The following is a 17569-nucleotide window of genomic DNA, read 5'->3' on the forward strand; positions in this document are numbered from 1 at the left end:
AAAACAAACAACCAACGCGGGGTGGAGCAGCCAGGTAGCTCGTCAGGCTCATAACCTGAAGGTCACAGGTTCAAATCCTGTCCCCGCAACCAAATACATCAAACATTACAAATACTTAGAACCCGACATAAACCGTCGGGTTTTTGATTGTTCAAAACGACTCAACGCCAACTCAACGTTTCAAGAGGCCCCCTTCGATGTGGGAATGAAACCCGCGAAATGAGAGCTGACATTGACTGTTGATGCCGCAGCAGTTCCAATCTCACCGAATGCATCCATCGCTCTGACGTTATCCATGACCAGCTTCTCTTTTGGCTGCGCAACTCCTAAGACTGATAGCCCTTCGCGGCTGAGATCTGCGTCATACCGCACATATTTGAACGCCCGATCTGTTGCCTCGCTCGGGATCATGTGCCCTAGTTCTCTATCAATTATGTTGCCGTAGACGCAGCGTCCGATCACTCGACATGACACATCGTTCTCAATCGCCATGCCGCGCATCAAGAGGGCCAGGGCGTATTTCGCGAGCAAAGGCAGCGGCAAACCCCAGCGGCGAAGGGCATCTCTCGGATCGATTTCATACCCGGTGCCGACGGATACCAGCAAGAGACGGTCCTCGCCACGTTCCCAGCCGAATTCGGTTGAACCAGGGCTCCTCCGCAAGCGATAGCTAGGGGCCGTAGCCATCTGAAAGAGCTTCAGGGCCGGATTGTTATGCGCGGTCAGCCCGCCGTCCTGGAACTTGAACACTTTCTCGCCGAGCGTGACCTCCTCAAGCGGGAAGAAGCTCGGCGCTGCAGTGCTGGCGCGAACGAGTTGCCAGAGCTTGAGATTTCGGTTGCAGTCCGGCCTTTCGGGGTCGTTGTACATCGCGTCGGGATTCGTGCTGACCGGCCAGCACGAATCCGTACTGGCATTGTGCATGACCATCATGAGATGCCGGTCGATCGGTAGTTTACCCTGCTCTTGCAGTTCAAGGATGCTAAGGTCAGTGAACTCACGCTTCAAGGTCTGGGCGATTGGCCCACGAGGGAATTTGTGCGACAGGCCTGACCAGAGCCGTCGTGGCCAACTGACCGGCGCGAACATCGCCGGTCCGTCGTTGAGATAGATATCCGTGATCTCTTTGACGCTGCGCCCCATCATCAACCCGGCGGCGATGATGGCGCCGGTGGAGGTTCCGGCGATGTAGTCGAAGTAGTCGCGCAGGCGGAAATGGTCGTGGCCGCCATGCGCGGTGCGGAGTTGGCCTTCCATCTCCTGCAGGATGCCGAGCGAGATCAGGCCCATCAGGCCGCCGCCATCGAGGGCAAGTAGGCGTTTTTGTGGGGGGCGGGTCATGTTATGACGTTCCAGTGCAGAATGTGGACGTTGCCGAGCGCGTCGCCGACTGCGAGCAGAGTTTGTGATCCAGCGACTGACGTGATCTCTGCATCAAACGTCATTACGCCCATGACCTTGCCCGTGACAGCTGACCATAGACACAAAGTGCCGTCTGCGGCGCCGCTGACAATGTGGCTACCGTCGGGCGTGAGAATGACGCTGAGGACCATGTCCTCGTGCCCGCGCAGGGGGGCGCTCAGTGCTGCACCGGTCGAGGTATTCCACAGGCACAGCATGCCGTCAGAGCACCCGCTGACGAAGCGGCGGCCGCAGGGTGAGAAGGCGACACTGGTTATCCAGTCCTCGTGCCCACGCAGTGGTTCGCCCATTGCAGCACCCGTAGCGCCACCCCAAAGGCACAGGGTGCCGTCCGCACCGCCGCTGACGATGCGGCTGCCATCGGGCGAAAAGGCGGCGCTGCTTACCATGTCCTCATGCCCGCCCAGGGGCTTGCTCAGTGCAGCAGCCGTGGCAGCATCCCACAGGCGCAGCGTACCGTCCCGGCCACAACCGGCGATGCGGTTGCCATCAGGCGAGAAGGCGAAGCAGCGGACCAAGCCTCTCTGCCGGCGCTGGGGCTCGCCCAGCGCTGCACCTGTGGCTGTATCCCACAGTCGCAGCATTCCGTCATCGCCCCCGCTGATGATGCGGCTACCATCGGGGGAGAAGGCAACGCTCCAGAACCCCCCCTCATGCCCGTGCAGTGGCTCGCCCAGTGCAGCACCAGTTTCGGCATCCCAGAGGCGTAGCGTACCGTCAATGCCACCGCTAACAATGCAGCTGTTATCTGGTGAGCACGCTACGCTGGAAATGGAGCCTTCATGTCCACCTAAACGCATTAATCTCAGGTCTAACTCGGCGCCGTCTAAGGCTAGCCGCAATAGAACTGGGCTTAGGGGGGAAGTGTCTAGCTTGGCATTGGTGCAAAGGGTTTCAAACTGATTTCTGCAAACATCGTTCAACCGCCCGAACAGTTGGAACCCAAGTTGCCCGCGATCATGGTCAAGTGCGTGTCGCGAAAGCTGAAGCGCGTTGCCGACCAGTGCCGCGCTTCTATCGGCGGGACGTAGCCGATAATCGGTCAGCAACCCATCGATGCCCATAAGGGTCAGCTTTGCCTTGATCCACGCATAATCGATACGCAGCGCGTTTGCCGTCTCGTCCTCCCCCGCCTGTTCCAGATGCCACAGCAGATACCGCCAGAGATAGTGCAGCGCGGACCGATCCTGCCCCAGCTCGGCCCAGTTGCCGCTGGCCGGACGGTGCAGGCCAAGAAGGGCGCTGTGCAGGGCGCGCTTTGACGTCTCATCCGCAATCGCGCCCAGATACCACAGCATGTCGTCGTGCATCCGTATCCGCGCGCCGACCGACGGATCGCTCAGGTCGCGCGACTGGATCAGGCGACGGTCCAGAAGCAGCCGCGCGAATTCCTCGGCCTCGTATTGTGACAGCCGCCAGAGCGGGGCGAGAATGGCGACCGGAATCGCGGTATCCTCGGGCACCACGGCGAGGGCTTTGAACCGCTCGCGATCCGCCGGGTCCAGATCGTCGATGCCCATCTGCATGACATTCGCGATGGTCCGTTCCCGTTCGTCTGTGCCCGGCACAACACCCCGCCGCGCGCCATCGGCGATGGTTTTCAGCGCGTGCAACAGCGTTTCGCCATCACGCAGGCGGCCGCGCAACAGACCTTTCGCGATAGCCAGAAGCTGGGGCCAGTGCCAGAAATCCGCGGCAAATGCCGACAGCGCCCGTTGTTCGGTCGCGTTCGGCGCAAGCCCGTAGGACAGTAGCGCCACAGCCTCGTCCGGTTCCATCCCTGAAATATCGATGGTCTGCGCCGAGGGCGGCAGGGCGTCCAGCTTGCGCGTGGTCGCGAGCAGTGAGGCGTTGCCCTGGCCGGTGGCCTTGGCGAAAGTATAGAGGTCCTGCCTGCGCCAGACGTCATCGAGGATGATGAGCACATCGCGCTTTTCCAGAAGGCGGCGCAGTTCCTCGGCGGCCGTGTTCACATCGGGCGCACCTCCGGCACCCGAGATGCGCCGGATCAGGTGGTTGATCTGGCCCAGCACATCGGGGTTGTCCTGCCCGAGGCTGACCCAGAACACGCCGTCGATATAGGCATCGCGGATCTCCGGATCGCGCGCGATTTCCCCCGCCAGCACCGATTTGCCATAGCCCCCGCGCCCCTGCAGGGCAGAGGTGAGGGAGAGGGGCTCGGACGTCTCGGACAGGAGCTGCGCCTTGATCTGCGCGAACAGCCGGGGCCGGGCGATGAAGGTCTCGATCTCCAGCCCCGCATCCCAATCGGCGCGGAAGGTGCCGCCGGTGCTGTTGAGGCGGGCGAGGAACTTCTCGCGGTGCGCGGGCTCGGTCAGATCATAGACCTCACCCCGGCGCAGCCAGCGGGGCAGGGTGCTGCGGGACTGCTTCATCGCCATGACCGGCATCATGGTCGCCCCGTTACGCCGCGCCTCGCGCCATTCCTTGCGGATATACTCGGATTTCAGGGCGGCAGGGGTGATGAGGACAATCAGGAATTCGGCGGTTTCAAGCGCTTGTTCGATCTGTGGCCAGACGGTCTTCTCGGGGCCGAGTTCGCGCAGGTCCTTCCAGGCGGAATGGCCATTGCTGGCAAGAAGCTTGATCAGGCGCTCCGAAGCATCGCCGCCATCTGCGCGGGCGTAGGAGATGAAGATGCGCGCGCTCATGGCTCGATCACCGTGACAGGCCAACCCCTGGCGCGGGCTTTGGCGACCAGATCGGCTGTGCCGCCGGGGCCGTCGCCGGTCTGGCCGTCCCACAGTGCGATGACTTCGGGGGTGCCCAACGCTTCTGCCAGCACCAGCAGCGCGTCGTTGCAGGCGGCGTAGGGGTTGGCGCCCTCGGACACGGTCAGGATGTGGCGGCGGTCGGTGGGGGTGTTGGACCAGAGGCGGCGAAAGCGGGCCTCCCAATCGCCGGGCGCTTCGGTGGCGACGGAGCGGCGCAGGAATTCCTCGGACGGGAAGGGCAGGATGATGTGGCAGGGGATGGCGCGGGCGGCGCAGGCCTCGAGGAACAGGATATCCCCGCCATTGGCGGCCGAGCTAAGGCCGATCTGTGCTTCGTCCGGAATGGCGGCGGCGATGGCCTGCGCGGCATGTGCTGCATGGGACGCAGGAAAGCGCGGCTTGGGACGGTCAGGGGCGTCGATGCGGTGGCCGGTGAAAAGGACGACCCTGCTCATCGCCGGAACTCGGGCGGCAACGGCGGGTCGTAGGTGTCGCAATCCTCGGGCAGGGTCAGGCCCTCGATCCCGATCTCGGCGGCGAGGCCGTCTGTCGAGGTGTCGGGGCGGCCGTTGATATGGGGCAGGTAGCGGCAGGCGACTTGCAGGATGTTACCAGGTGGAAGGTTGCCCCACAGGCGCAGCGTGCCGTCGTCGCCGCCGCTGACGATGCGGCTGCCATCGGGCGAGAAGGCGACGCTGTTTACTGGACTTTCGTGTCCGAGAATGGGCATCCCAAGCATTATTCCCGTGGTTGCATCCCATAGCTGTAGCATGCCACTCTCGCCCGCACTTACAATGCGGTTGTTATCTGGAGCGATCGAAACGCTTCTAATCTCGTTACCAATTTCGCGTAACGGCCTGTGAACCCAGTCCTCTTCTAAACTGGCGGCCAACCTCCATACGCGTAGTTCACCACGATGGTCTCCGCTAACTAGTCGGCTTCCATCGCGTGAGAGGGCGACACTTAAGATTGAGCCTTCGTGCCCAAGAAAGGGACCGTCGAAAGCAACTCTGCTCTCCGTATCCCACAATCGTAAAGTGCTGTCAGCGCCTGCGCTTATTATTCGACTACCATCGTGCGAAAAGACAGCGCTGTGAACCCCGAAAAAAATATCTACCTCGTGCCCGAGTAGGGCATCGCCAAGTGCCGCGCCTGTAATGCCATCCCAAAGGCGCAAAGCACTGTCATCACCCCCGCTAACGACTTGACTACCATCTGGGGAGAAAGCGACGCTTCTTATGCCGCGTGGTATCCCAGACGTTCCAATCTGTCGATCATGCCCGCGGAGTGGCTCGCCTAGCGGCACGCCAGTAGCTCCATCCCAAAAGCGCAATGTGGTATCCTCGCTAGCGCTTACTATACGGCTCCCATTCGGTGAGAGCGCTACACTTGTGACGCTACTATCATGCCCGCGTAATGGCTCGCGCAGCATCGCACCTGTGATTGAGTCCCAAAAAATTAATGTTGTATCATCACCACCACTTACAATGCGACTACCATCAGGTGAAAATAAGACGCTCCGCACCGCTCCCGAATGTCCGAGTAAAGGTTCGCCCAATGAAGAGCCAGTAGTCACATTCCATACGTACAGCGTGCCTTCATCGCACGCGCTGACGATCCGGCCGCCATCAGGCGAGAAAGCGACGCTTTGGATCCGGCACCCATGGCTGCCGCGGATTGGATTGCCCAGTGCCCTGCCTGTGGTGACATCCCAAAGGCGAAGACTACAGTCATTACCCCCGCTCACAACGCTGCGCCCGTCTGGCGAGAACGCCAAGGCGTTGATGCGATCATCATGAGCAATTACAGGATCGATTAGTGCCATACCCGTGGCGATATCCCATATGTATAGACTACCGTCACTGCCGCCGCTGACGATCCGTTGACCATCGGGTGTGAAAGCAATACTCGAAACCTGACTTGTCTGCCTGAACTCGTGCTGACATGCTGGGCGACCTGTCGAGAGTTCGCATACCTGTAAACTGCCTCCGAGGCCCCCGGTGACAATACGACTACCATCTGGCGAGAAAGCCAAACTGGTGATCACTTCCTCACTCCCGCGCTGTGGCCGGCGCAATACTGTGCTTGTAGAGCCATCCCACAAGCGTAGTGCACCGTCGAGGTCCCCGCTCACAATAAGGCTACCGTCCGGCGAGAAGGCGACGCTGGTGACAGTGTTCGTGTGTCCACCTAGTGATCGAACTAGCCGAGTTCCTGTGATGCCTTCCCATAAGTAGAGTGTGCCAGGCCAGGCGCCGCTAACGAAACGTTGGCTATCAGATGAGATGGCTAAAACACCCCCTAGCATTTGCTTTTCGCCTAGTGCTGCGCCTGTGGCCGCATCCCACTGGCGCAACATGCCGTCGGCGCCCCCACTGACAATCTGGCTACCATCGGTGGAGAAGCCGACAATCCGAACTCGGGCTCTGTGCCCCAGAATCAGGCGACTCGGACGACTGTTGGCAAGCGCTAAGTTTACAGCCCGAAACGAAACTGAAGGTGACGGAAAAGGCCCGGCTTCATCCTCTGGCCATGCGCCCAACACCAGCTTCAAAGCGCTGACCGGGTCGGTTTCAGCCTGCGCCAAGGCCAAAGTGACCAGCGCATCAGCCTGAGACTGCGCGGCCTTCGCGGATTGCGTTCGGGCTCCAACTTCAGCGCGTTGGGCCAACTCTGCCTGGGTTCGGGCCTCAGACTCTGCGCGTTGTGCCATTTCCGCTTGAGTGCGCGCCTCCGTTTCGGCCAGTTGTGCGGCCTGATCGCGTTCGGCGGCAATCGCTGCCTGCTGCGATGCCACCCTTGCCTGATACCCCGTCGCAACAACCCCGCTCCCGGCCACAACCAAGAACGCCGCTGCAACGGCACGCCGCAAGACCACCCCGCGTTTCACCGCTGCCCGACAGGCCGCCACATAGGCGCGATCATTGGGCCCGAGTTGCTGCCAGAGGTCCGGGCGCTCGGCAAGTTGCTCCGCCTCCTCCAGCCGCCCGGCCTTGTGCGCCAGATAGTCCTTGCGCCGCCCCTTGGCCTGCCAGTCCGCCGCCGCGCGGCGCAGGGCTTCGAGCGTGGTCAGCTTCTCGCGATCCGCGACCAGCCAGCCACTCAGCGCGTGCCATTCGCGCAGCAGCGCCTCATGCGCGGGCTCGATCACTTTGCCGTCGCTGGTCAAGAGCCGCTGATCAATCAGCGCATCGACCAGTGGCAGGGTCTCGGGCGGAAGTTGGTCGCGGGCGCTGACATTTCGCCGGGCTGTGCCGGTCTCGGGGGCGATCCCGGCGAACCACGGGATCATCGTGCGCCGCAGCAGGGTTTGCTGTGCCAGCGGATCGTTTGAGGCGCTTTGGTGCCTCGCGGCTATCTGCAGCGCGCGCTCGACGGCCGCTTCGATGGAGCCCGCGATGCCGCCCATTGCGTTGTAGTCATCGAGCGTGATTTTCGCCGCGCCGCTGTAGTCGCGGTACAGCCGGTCCAGCGTGAAGGCGAGCAGCGGCAGGGCATCGCGGCCAAGGCCCTTGTCGAATTCGGCCAGCATTGTGTCGGTGATGGCAGGGTCAAAAGCCAGCTTGCGCCCGGCGCTTTGCAGCTTGTCGATCGGGCCGGTGATGATGCGGCTGTACTCGCCCTTGGCGATGGCGGGCAGGCTGAGGGCGCTGTGGTTTAGGCCGGACAGTTGCGGGGCGTTCTGCAGCGCCTCGTAGCTGTCGGATCGGATGGTGATCAGGGCCAGGAAGCGGGGGCTGTCCTGGTGGAGCAGATGCGAAAGCAGCGACAGGAAAGGCCCGCCCTGCGCGCGACCGGAGGATTGGAACAGCTCCTCGCCCTGATCGATGGGCAGGATGATTGTCGGGACGGGCGGAGGCTGGTCATCGAAGGCGGGCAGGCGGTGGGCCTGTGCAAGTTCGGTCAGGAATTGTGACAGCGCCTCTGGCTCGCCCTCGGCCCCAGCATGGACCAAACGCCGGATTTCGCCCAGCGCGCGGGGGGCCTTCTGTTTGGCCGTTTCCGCCAGGCTTTTCGCGAATGCATCCAGCGCGCCAGCTTCGGGCCGGATGGGGGGCAGCGGCAGGTAGTTGCGGTCGTCGCGGCGCAGCCGGGGGATGAGGCCCGCGCGCAGGAACGATGATTTGCCCGCCCCGGAAGCACCCACGATAGCCAGAAGGCGCGGCGGGTTGCTGTCGCGCAGTGCGCGGATTGCGTCCAGCGCGCGACCGGTCTGCGCCTCGCGGCCAAAGAAGATCCCGGCATCCTCGGGCTCCATCGGGCTGAGGCCACGCCAGGGGGGGCGGTCGGGCTCGTCCTCTGGCGGCCAGATGAAATGCTCGGGTGCGATGCGGGCGCGGTGCAAGCCTTCCTTCAGGTTGGCAAGGCCAGAGCGGGACAGGGTTGTCGGGTCGGTGGTTCCGTCATCATAGCGCGCGATATGGGTGTCATGGTCGCGCCCACGTTGCAGATCGACCAGCTGCCAGTTGGATTTCAGCAGCTCCGGGATTTCATTGCGCGGCAAATCATCGACCACGACGCCGAAGATCAGCTTGTTCAGGCTATAGGCCAGCGTCAACTCGGTCTGACACCACGTCGAGTCCTTCCAGCCCCGGCTGATCAGGAAGATCCCCGCGACCGAGCTATCCATGGCCTCGTGGATCCGCGCCTTCCAGTCCTCGCCCGCCGCGATGCCTTGCCGGGGGATGCGGTCGAGGAAGACATCCTGCCAGCCATTTTCGCGCAGCCATTGCGCAAGGGCGAAGGCACAGGGGTTGTCCTGGCTGGAATGGCTGAGGAAAATGCGCGTCATCGCCGGAACTCGGGCGGCAGGGGCGGGTCGTAGGTGTCGCAATCCTCGGGCAGTGTCAGGCCCTCGATCCCGATCTCGGCGGCGAGGCCGTCGGTCGAGGTGTCGGGGCGGCCGTTGATATGGGGCAGGTAGCGGCAGGCAACTTGCAGTATGTTGCCCGGGGGTAGGTTGCGCCAGAGGCGCAGCGTATTATCGTTGCTGCCGCTGACAATGTACTCTTCGGAGGGCGAATGAGCGAGGCTGTTGATGACTCGCGTATGCCCACGCAAAGGCAAGCTCAGTGGATAGCCGGTTGCAACGTCCCAAAACCGCAGACCATCGTTAACTCCAGCGCTAACGATTTGCCTATCGTCTCGTGAGAATTCCGCCACGACAACAACATTTCCATCGGCTTGCACAATATGGGTTAACTCGCTGCCAGACTGTGTTTCCCAGACTCGAATGTCTCCATTGTTGTCAGAGGCTACAATCATCTCGCCATTTGAAGAAAAAGCTATGCTTGTAAATGCACTCCGTGGGCGTCGCAGCGTGTGAATTGTTCTGATGAATTGGAGCGAATCGGACTCCCAGATATGTATTGCTCCGTCCCAACCGCCGCTGGCAATGAGTGTGCCATCGGGCGAGAAGGCGACTCTTCTGACTTCGCGCTCATGTCCGCGCTGCGGCTCCCCCAAAGCAATACCCGTGGTGGCATCCCACAGGCGCAACGTGCCGTCTTGGCCTCCGCTTACGATACGGCTGACGTCAGGAGAGAAAGCGACGCTGCTAACCGAGCCTTCATGCCCGCGCAAGGGCTCACCGAGTGCTGCACCTGCTGCAGCATCCCATAGGCGCAGCGTGCCGTCCTCACCTCCGCTGACGATGCGACCGCCCTCGGGCGAGAATGCGACGCTGTTGACCCTGGCCTCATGTCCGCGCAGTGGTTCGGCCAATGCAACCCCTGTGGTCGCATCCCACAGGCGAAGTGTCCCGTCCTCGCCCCCACTGACGATGCGGCGTCCATCGGGAGAGAAGGCGACGCTAAGAACCCAATCCTCGTGCCCGACGAGGGGCTCGGCCAAAGCTGTTCCGGAGGTGGCATCCCACAATCGCAGTGCGCCGTCCGCGCCGCCGCCAACGATGTGGTGGCCGGTGGAAGAGAACACTACACTGAAGACCCCACCCTCAAAAGCCCTTAGAGTAGCACCTAACTGTACATCTGTTGCGGCATCCCATTGCCGTATCTCACCTAGATTAGACCCGACTCCAAACCCGCTCCCGCTGACGATACGCGTTCCGTCAGGAGAGAACGCGACGCTGTTAACCCAGCCCTCATGCCCACGCAGAGGTTCGCCCAGCGCTTCACCTGTTGCAGCATCCCACATACGCAGTGTGGCGTCCTCGCCCCCGCTGACGATGCGGCGTCCGCCGGGTGAGAACGCGACGCTGTGGACCCCACCTTGATGCCCCAAAAGGGGTTCGCCTAGGGCATCACCTGTAGTTGCATCCCACATACGCAGTCTGGCGTCACTTCCACCGCTGACGATGCGGCTGCCGTCTGAAGAGAAGGCGACGCTGAAGACTGCCCCATCATGGCCATGCATCGGATTGCCCAAAGGTTCACCGGTTGCTGCATCCCACTGGCGCAAAGTGTAGTCGTCTCCTCCACTGACGATGCGGCTGCCATCGGGAGAGAATTGGACGCTACGAACCCAGTCCTCATGTCCTATCAGGGGCTCGCCCAGTACCGCCCCTGTGGTGACATCCCACAGGCGCAGCGTGCCGTCCTCGCCGCCGCTGATAACGCGGCTGCCATCGGGCGAGACGGCGAAGACCACGCCCTCATGGCCGCGCAAGGGCTCGCCCAGTGCAGCGCCGGTGGTTGCATCCCAGAGGCGCAGCGTGCCATCTTCACCCCCGCTGACGATGCGGCTGCCATCGGTCGTGACGGCGACGCTGACGACCCCGCCCTCATGTCCGTGCATCAAGGTGTACGGACGCGTGTTAGCCAGCGCTGTGCTGATGGCGGGAAAAGCAACTGAGGGCGCTGGAAAAGGCCCGGCTTCATCCCGTGGCCATGCGCCCAACACCAGCTTCAGCGCATCTACTGAACTTGTTTCGGCTTGCGATAGTGCAAGCAGCGCCAAGGCATCGACGCGAGATTGGGCCGCTTGTTTGTTCCAATCAAAAGCGAACCATCCCGCGATAAGCAAACCCGACAGCAAGACTGCGGCTACGCCCAGTCCAATCTTGATCGCGAGCTTGCCTGATGCTATTGCCTTCTCTCGTCCAAAGAGGGCGGTCGCCTTAGCTTCGGTTTCTGCTCGAAGCTGCGAAACCACCATAGCCTTTTCACGGGTTTCGGCTTCGAGCTTCGCAAGAGTATCTGCTCTTGCCTTCGCCTCCGCCTTGCGCTCATCCCGAATGCGCTGATGCTCGGCCCTCGACCAGTCCAGAAACCGCCGCTCGACCGGTGCCAGCCATGCCCCCTGCGCCTGTCGCAACGCCTGAAACCGTTCCTCATCGGCCAGCGAGGTCAGGTGCTTCGCGCTTTCCCCCGCCGCCGCCCAATCCTGCGCGCGGCGCATCAGGTCTGAAAGGGTGCGCAACGCGCCCGCATGTTCTATCAGATACTCGTGCAGCCGCGGCCACTGCGTGATCAGCGCCTCATGCGCGATCTCGACATGGGCGGCACTTGTCTGGACCAGACGGCCCAGATCATCTTGGTCCTTGCCAAGTCGTTCTCCCGCCAGCCGGGAGATCAGCCGGTTCTGGTCCGCGTCGAATTCCTCGCGCGCGGCGATGCGGCGGGTGGCCCCGGTGTCGATCTCGCTCAGCCGGATCAGGCGGATGAAAATCGGCATCAGCCGCGCGGTGTCGTCCGGGGACAAGACGCCCTCAATTCGCTCAGCCTCATTGCCCAGCGCTGCGCGCGCGCCGCCATTCGCGGCATAGGCTCCGAGCAAGCCGCCATGTATCTTCTGGTCTCGCCAAGCAAGGCTGAGCGTCATCTGCGCAAGGGCCAGATGGCCGGGCCGGTCGGACAGCTCCTTGCGCAGAAGCCCGATTAATGTGTCCTGTTCCTTCTCCTCGCGGTGCCCTGCCAAAGTCAGCGGCCCGCGCACGATTTCGGCCAGATCGGCGGGTTGTTTGAGGTTGAACTGCGCTTCGGGCGGGCGGATCATGGGCCCCAGCCCCTCGACCGCACCGACAAGGTTCAGGTGGTCCGAGCGCAGGGTGATCAGGATACGCAGCCGATCGCCCATCGCATCGGCAAGTGCTGCGATCAGGCGGCCAAATTCGGGGCGGCGCTCGCGGGGGGGAAGGGTGACAAGCTCCTCGGCCTGGTCGATGATCAGCAGCGTGTGGGTGCTGGCCGGATCAAGGCCGCAGAGCAGAGCGAAGGAGGGGTCGGTTGTCAGCGACTGACGCAAGCTGGCGATGGCGGCCTGATCGCGGTCGAGTTGCCCAGCGGCGGACTGAATGGCGTCGCGCATCCGCTCGATCGGGTTATCGGCAGGGCGCATGGTGACGACATGCCAGATCGTCTGGTCATCGATGTGCGGGCGGTCGGTCCGCAAAGCCCCGCCGCGCCAGGCATGCCCTACCCCTGCCATGGCGAGCGAGGATTTCCCCGCGCCGCTGTCGGCAACGATGGTCACCGCGCGATGGCGGCGCATCAGGGCCAGCACCTCGTCGGTTTCGCTGCGGCGGCCAAAGAAGCGGTCGGCCCAATCCTCGGACATGCTGCGCAGGCCGGGGAAAGGGTCATCGGTCAGGACCGGCAGCCCGTCCTTGTCGAGGCCCAGCGCGGCGCGGAGCAGGCGTTGCAACGCGTCCGGGTCGTTCAGCGGGTCGCGGATGGCGTGGTAACGCTTGACGAAGGGGGTGAGGCTTTCCGACCCGCCATCCTGCAGGATGGGGATGATGCGAAAACTCTCGTCCTTGATGGCGCGGGACAGGGCGAGATCGGTCTCGGCGCGCACCCAGTTGCAGATGCCATTGCTGCCGACAATGACGGCAAAGGCACTGGCCGCGCCGATGGCTGCTTCAAGCTGCGCTTGCCAGGGTTTGCCCTCGTCCAGATCCTCGACATCCAGCCATACCTTCAGCCCTGCCGCTTGCGCATCAGGGCTGGCCAGCAGCCGCCGCTTCAGATCGATGGCGGCGGCTTTGTCGGGGCCGGAATGGCTGAGGAAGATGTTCGGTGAATTCATTGAGCGCCGCAGATTAAGTCCATTTTGAGATATCCGAAAATTTGCCGGTTCGGCGCGCTTTATCCAGCTCGTTCATCTGCGTTCTGAGCCGTTTCCATTCTTCCAGCTCCGCTTCAGTCATTGGTTGAGTGAGTGGAGCTTCTTCTGGCGCTCTATAAACTTCGGCAGCAGTAACTGCGTCTGAACTTACGCTTGGGTAATCAATCGTCTGAGATATAGCCTCAACAAGCGCGTCGAACGCTCCGGACTCTTCGAGCGGCATATCGATGAAGAAGTAGTCTCTCAGCGCATCTGGTGGTTTTGTGGGAATTGCGCTGCTGGTGAAAACCGGAATGATCCGGGGTCGCCCTGTTTCGCGTTGCAGACGTCGCGCGAGTTCCAATTCGCCATGTTGCATGAAGGCGAGGTCTTTGTCGCCAACGATGAAAAGCGCGGCGACCGAGTTTTCCAGCGCGTCGCGCGCGGCTTCATCAAGACGCGGGTGAGTCATTGGGTCGAGAACGGCTTCGACCACATTTCGCTTGATCATTTCGGGATGCGCAAAAAGCTTGTCGAGCAGCTTGCGCTTATACGGTTCGTCCTTGGGACGTCTTGTCACAAACACCTGATGCACGGGAGGATCGAGAAACCAGACAATAACCTTTCCGTCACCGCCGCTGCTGACGATGCGGCAGCCATCGGGCGAGAAGGCGACGCTGCTGACCTTGCCCTTATGCCCGCGCAGGGGCTCGCCCAGCGAAGCACCCGTGGATGCATCCCACAAGCGAAGGGTGCGGTCATCGCCGCTGCTGACAATGCGGCGGCTATCAGGTGAAAAGGCAACGCTGTTGACCCAGCCCTCATGCCCGCGCAAAGGCTCGCTCAGTGCGGCACGGGTGCCAGCATCCCACAGGCGCAGTGTACCGTACTCGCCGCCGTTGACAATGCGGCTGCCATCTGGAGAAAAAGCAACACTACTGACTTCTCTCGGGTTCCCGCGTAGGGGCTCGCCCAGTGCCACACCAGTGGCGGCATCCCAAAGGCGCAGCGTGCCGTCTTCGCCCCCGCTGACGATGCTGCCTCCGTCCGGCGAAAAGGCGACGTTGGTTACCTCGCCATCATGCCCGCGCAGGGGCGCGCCCAGTGGAGCACCCGTGCTGGAATCCCAAAGGCGCAGCGTTCCGTCATAGCTCCCGCTGACGATGCGGCAGCCATCGGGCGAGAAGGCGACGCTGTTGACCCCGCCCTGATGCCCGAGCAGGGGCTCGCCTTTTTCAGTACCCGTGGCGGCATCCCACAGGCGCAGCGTGCCGTCTACGGCCCCGCTGACGATGCGGCGGCCATCGGGTGCGCAAGCGACGCTAGTGACCTCGCCCTCATGCCCGCGCAGGGGCGCACCCAGTGGCTTGCCGGTGGCGGCATCCCACAGACGGAGCGTGTGGTCATCGCTTCCGCTGACGATGCGGCTACCATCGGGTGAAAACGTAACGCTGCGGACCCAGTCCTCATGCCCAAACAGTTCAAGAAACCGTTGCCCAGTAGTGCGCCGAGCGCCAATCATTGTGGCGCCTGCCAGCTTCGCCCTCGACAGATCGCTGCCCGACAAATCCGCGCCCGAGAAGTCGAACCCGCTGAGATCAGACGCTCCGAAATCAACCTTCAGCTTCTTGCCACGAAAGCTTGTTTTCGGGTCTAGCCCCGCAGCCCTCACCATCGCAACGAAATCGTCCGACGGCTCTGCCGTCAAATCCTCAATTCGCCGCCGAGCGGCCGCAGGCAAACACATTTCGATGGCATTTCTGAGCTTTGGGTCTGTCTTCATTCAAAGTGACCCTCCAGTGGTAGCCTTGTCAGGCCACATTCCTCCAGGATGAGCTTGGCCAGCTCTGCTTCGGTCTGTTTGCGTCGGGCAGATTTGGTCTTCTGCCGTTTTCGTGGCATTTCGGAAGCGTCGAAATCGATATCAACCGCTTCATAGTTGACCTGTATTTCACCCGAGATTGCGATGGTATCGCCAGTGGGCACTACATCGAAAATGCGAAGATGGCCCGAGTCTCCGCGCGCGGCAAGAACCTGGCCCTCTAGGCCATCGTCCGCGTCGATGCGCAATATCTCATGAGCCTGGCCGCCACCGATCCGGGTGACCTGCGCATTTGGGCCGTTCCAGCCCTCGGGGAACGCACGCCTCGTCGTGGCAATGCGGCCTCCCGTAACTGTCGTGTGCAAGAGAGCCTGCCGGATCGTGAATACCAGCGTGCCGTGCTTTGTCGTGATCCGGGACAGACCGGTAAAGGCCAAGTATAGCAAGACCTCACGCAACACCGGATCCAAACCGCTTGTCCCTTGCGACTGCTGGGCTGGAGACAAACCGTAGTTGCCGCTGACCGGTGACATGTCTGTTCCAAGATCGGTTGGTGCCCGTCGGGGTTTTGGGTGGGTCTTGGGGGGCGTAACTATCTGCACTTGATCCGTTCTTAGACCTTTGGCCAGCTTGGCAAGATCATCGACTATGCTTGCCATGACCGTGTCGCGCTCGTTCTTGCCCGCTGTCCGCTCGTATTCCGAAAGGGCCTTGCGGCCTTTGGGGCGCATATTCGGGGTTCTGAGCCATTCAAATCCGTCAAGCCCACCGCAGGGTGTGATCAGGATCGGGTAGAACGCGGGGGCCTCGGTGGAGTTGTTTTGCCGCTGACGATCAAGGATGCGCGGAACTTCCTTCTGGGTTATGAACGGCGATCGGAGTGCGTTTGGCGAGACCAGAAGAATAAAGATGTCGCAGGCATCAATGGCCGCGAGGATCCTAGCCTCCCAGTCCTGTGATCCGTGCAGGTCGACATCCGCCCAGGGCACTACCTGCGCTGTATTTTTCAAGGGCCCGAGATGGCTATCCACATAGGTCAGCCACTTGACCTCATCGCGCCCCGGGAACTCGGGTTCGTCCAGATGGGCATAGCTGATGAATACCTTGGGTGTTGTCACGGACTTCAAAACTCACTGCGGATTAACCTTTTCATCATAGTGCAGAAAATGTCGATTTTTCCAGCCATTTGTCGCTGAATGCAGGTGGATGCCATGGTCGCAGCGCTCCGCCTGCCTGCGGTTCGCCGCTGTCATGGTGTTCTGGCTGCGGGTCAGGTGCACAATTGTGCCCATTTCAGAACGCGACACGGCACATCCGGGGTGCCATGCTGATAGTTCAGCGACTCGCTGTGGCTCTTTGAAACAGTAAATCCGTGAAACGGGCCGGGCGTGTTGCTTTGGTCGAGGTATTCGGTGCTTCCCGGCGATGGCCTGGCCCGTCACTCACCGACAGGCCCGCGCCTGGTCGCGGAGCACGGCATAATCCGCCAGCCATTCAGCAATCACGGTGCCTTGCCGCAGCGCGGCAAGTTCGTCTGCCACGCGTGCCTGCTCCGTCCTGCTGTACTCGACCACGGGCGGGCAGGAGCCGGGCGGTGTGTCAAAACTGCCCCCCGCGCAGGCGGTCAAGAAGATCGTCGCGGCTGCGAGGGCGGCTTGCGGCCGCCTCCAGCATCTGGCGGTGGATGGCATCGTTGCGCTCCAGTGTTTCAAGCCGCTCGGCAGTGCGCCCCGCGCGCTCGGCCGTGCGGCGAAGGTTGAGGATGAACAGGGCGATGGTGAGCAGGGCGAGGGCGATGGCCGCCGCCCGTCGCGCCCAAGGCCGGGTGAACAGCCCAACCGCGAGGCTTGCCCACATCAGCGCAGGCCCTTCTTCCAGTCATCGAGACGCGCCCAGACGGCCACTGCGATTCCGCCCAGCGCCAGTGCGATGAACAGCCAGCGCAGCGTGTCGAGATGCGGCACCAGCGGCAGGACAGCGCCTTGCGCCTCGGCCAGCACTTCCTGCGCAACCTCGACACCCGCCGCGCCGACTGTCGCAACGCCCGCGGCACCGGTGCCTTTCAGCGTCCGGCTTTGCGCGATGGTCTCGCGCGCGGGCGGTGTTTCCGCCGCAAACGCCACCGCCCGCACCGGAAACCGCTCGCCCCATTGCCGGGCTGGCCCCAAGTCGATATGGATGAAGCCCGAGCGCGGGTAGAAGCCGAAGCCCAGAAACCCGACCTCGCGCGCTGCCGCTTCAAACGCCACCGGATCGTGGTTCGACATGGCAATATCGAAGGCCGTGCCGTCCATATGCTTCGAGCGCGGTGCGCCGCCGACAGCGCGGTTATGCTCGGGCGAGCGATAGGCGGAACGGATGATCAGCGGCTTGCCCAGCCGGTTGCGGAGCGCCTGCAGCTTGTCCAGCGCTTCGGGGTGCAGCTTCAGCTGGCCTGTGCCACGACAGGCGATCTCTGCAGGCGAGAAGTTGCGCCAGCGCCAGAGGCTGTCGGGTACATCGCGGAAATGGCGGAAGGTGCGGATGGGGTCAGACATGGGGTCTCTCCTTTGGGTGATGGGCATGCGAAATGGGTCGCAGCCCG

Annotated in this window: 10 protein-coding genes and 1 tRNA gene; 1 reads left to right on the forward strand and 10 read right to left on the reverse strand. The window is 62.3% G+C overall.

Translation table 11 applies throughout. The features are described from left to right. Window positions 1-15 precede the first annotated feature (15 nt). Window positions 16-92: transfer RNA gene (locus tag EV660_RS17630), tRNA-Met, on the forward strand. An 88-nt stretch (window positions 93-180) separates the two neighbouring features. Here EV660_RS17630 and EV660_RS17635 read toward each other — a convergent pair. The 10 genes from EV660_RS17635 to EV660_RS17675 form a co-directional block, all read right to left on the reverse strand. Further along, on the reverse strand, window positions 181-1341 hold the full coding sequence (locus EV660_RS17635; RefSeq protein WP_071480032.1) for a patatin-like phospholipase family protein: 1161 nt from the start codon (window positions 1339-1341) through the stop codon (window positions 181-183). Next, entirely contained in the window at window positions 1338-4094 is a 2757-nt protein-coding gene (locus tag EV660_RS17640) for a TIR domain-containing protein (protein WP_071480033.1), read from the reverse strand. The genes EV660_RS17635 and EV660_RS17640 overlap by 4 nt, the downstream gene beginning before the upstream one ends. Continuing rightward, complete coding sequence (locus tag EV660_RS17645; protein WP_071480034.1) at window positions 4091-4612, reverse strand: hypothetical protein; 522 nt, start codon at window positions 4610-4612, stop codon at window positions 4091-4093. Before EV660_RS17645 ends, EV660_RS17640 begins: the two co-directional genes overlap by 4 nt. Then, a complete protein-coding gene (locus EV660_RS17650; RefSeq protein WP_071480035.1) occupies window positions 4609-8949 on the reverse strand; it encodes an nSTAND1 domain-containing NTPase in 4341 nt (1446 codons plus the stop codon). Before EV660_RS17650 ends, EV660_RS17645 begins: the two co-directional genes overlap by 4 nt. Beyond that, window positions 8946-13145: an nSTAND1 domain-containing NTPase gene (locus tag EV660_RS17655; protein WP_071480036.1), complete on the reverse strand. Its 4200-nt coding sequence runs from the start codon at window positions 13143-13145 to the stop codon at window positions 8946-8948. Before EV660_RS17655 ends, EV660_RS17650 begins: the two co-directional genes overlap by 4 nt. A 13-nt stretch (window positions 13146-13158) precedes the next feature. Next, complete coding sequence (locus tag EV660_RS17660; protein ID WP_071480037.1) at window positions 13159-14946, reverse strand: WD40 repeat domain-containing protein; 1788 nt, start codon at window positions 14944-14946, stop codon at window positions 13159-13161. Continuing rightward, window positions 14943-16103, reverse strand: a complete 1161-nt coding sequence (locus EV660_RS17665; RefSeq protein WP_157798889.1) for a toll/interleukin-1 receptor domain-containing protein — start codon at window positions 16101-16103, stop codon at window positions 14943-14945. Before EV660_RS17665 ends, EV660_RS17660 begins: the two co-directional genes overlap by 4 nt. 12 nt (window positions 16104-16115) lie before the next feature. After that, entirely contained in the window at window positions 16116-16292 is a 177-nt protein-coding gene (locus tag EV660_RS18755) for a hypothetical protein (protein ID WP_157798888.1), read from the reverse strand. Between the two features lie 292 nt (window positions 16293-16584). Beyond that, window positions 16585-16842, reverse strand: a complete 258-nt coding sequence (locus EV660_RS17670; protein ID WP_071480040.1) for a hypothetical protein — start codon at window positions 16840-16842, stop codon at window positions 16585-16587. Further along, entirely contained in the window at window positions 16842-17522 is a 681-nt protein-coding gene (locus EV660_RS17675; protein ID WP_071480041.1) for a YcbK family protein, read from the reverse strand. Before EV660_RS17675 ends, EV660_RS17670 begins: the two co-directional genes overlap by 1 nt. Window positions 17523-17569 lie beyond the last annotated feature (47 nt).

Source organism: Roseinatronobacter bogoriensis DSM 18756, from assembly GCF_004366635.1.
Classification (GTDB): domain Bacteria; phylum Pseudomonadota; class Alphaproteobacteria; order Rhodobacterales; family Rhodobacteraceae; genus Roseinatronobacter; species Roseinatronobacter bogoriensis.

What these genes read in the sequence shown, in the direction of transcription:
- EV660_RS17635 (WP_071480032.1), bottom strand. Translation starts at nt 1,341, where the DNA reads ATGACCCGCCCCCCACAAAAACGCCTACTTGCCCTCGATGGCGGCGGC.
- EV660_RS17640 (WP_071480033.1), bottom strand. Translation starts at nt 4,094, where the DNA reads ATGAGCGCGCGCATCTTCATCTCCTACGCCCGCGCAGATGGCGGCGAT.
- EV660_RS17645 (WP_071480034.1), bottom strand. Translation starts at nt 4,612, where the DNA reads ATGAGCAGGGTCGTCCTTTTCACCGGCCACCGCATCGACGCCCCTGAC.
- EV660_RS17650 (WP_071480035.1), bottom strand. Translation starts at nt 8,949, where the DNA reads ATGACGCGCATTTTCCTCAGCCATTCCAGCCAGGACAACCCCTGTGCC.
- EV660_RS17655 (WP_071480036.1), bottom strand. Translation starts at nt 13,145, where the DNA reads ATGAATTCACCGAACATCTTCCTCAGCCATTCCGGCCCCGACAAAGCC.
- EV660_RS17660 (WP_071480037.1), bottom strand. Translation starts at nt 14,946, where the DNA reads ATGAAGACAGACCCAAAGCTCAGAAATGCCATCGAAATGTGTTTGCCT.
- EV660_RS17670 (WP_071480040.1), bottom strand. Translation starts at nt 16,842, where the DNA reads ATGTGGGCAAGCCTCGCGGTTGGGCTGTTCACCCGGCCTTGGGCGCGA.
- EV660_RS17675 (WP_071480041.1), bottom strand. Translation starts at nt 17,522, where the DNA reads ATGTCTGACCCCATCCGCACCTTCCGCCATTTCCGCGATGTACCCGAC.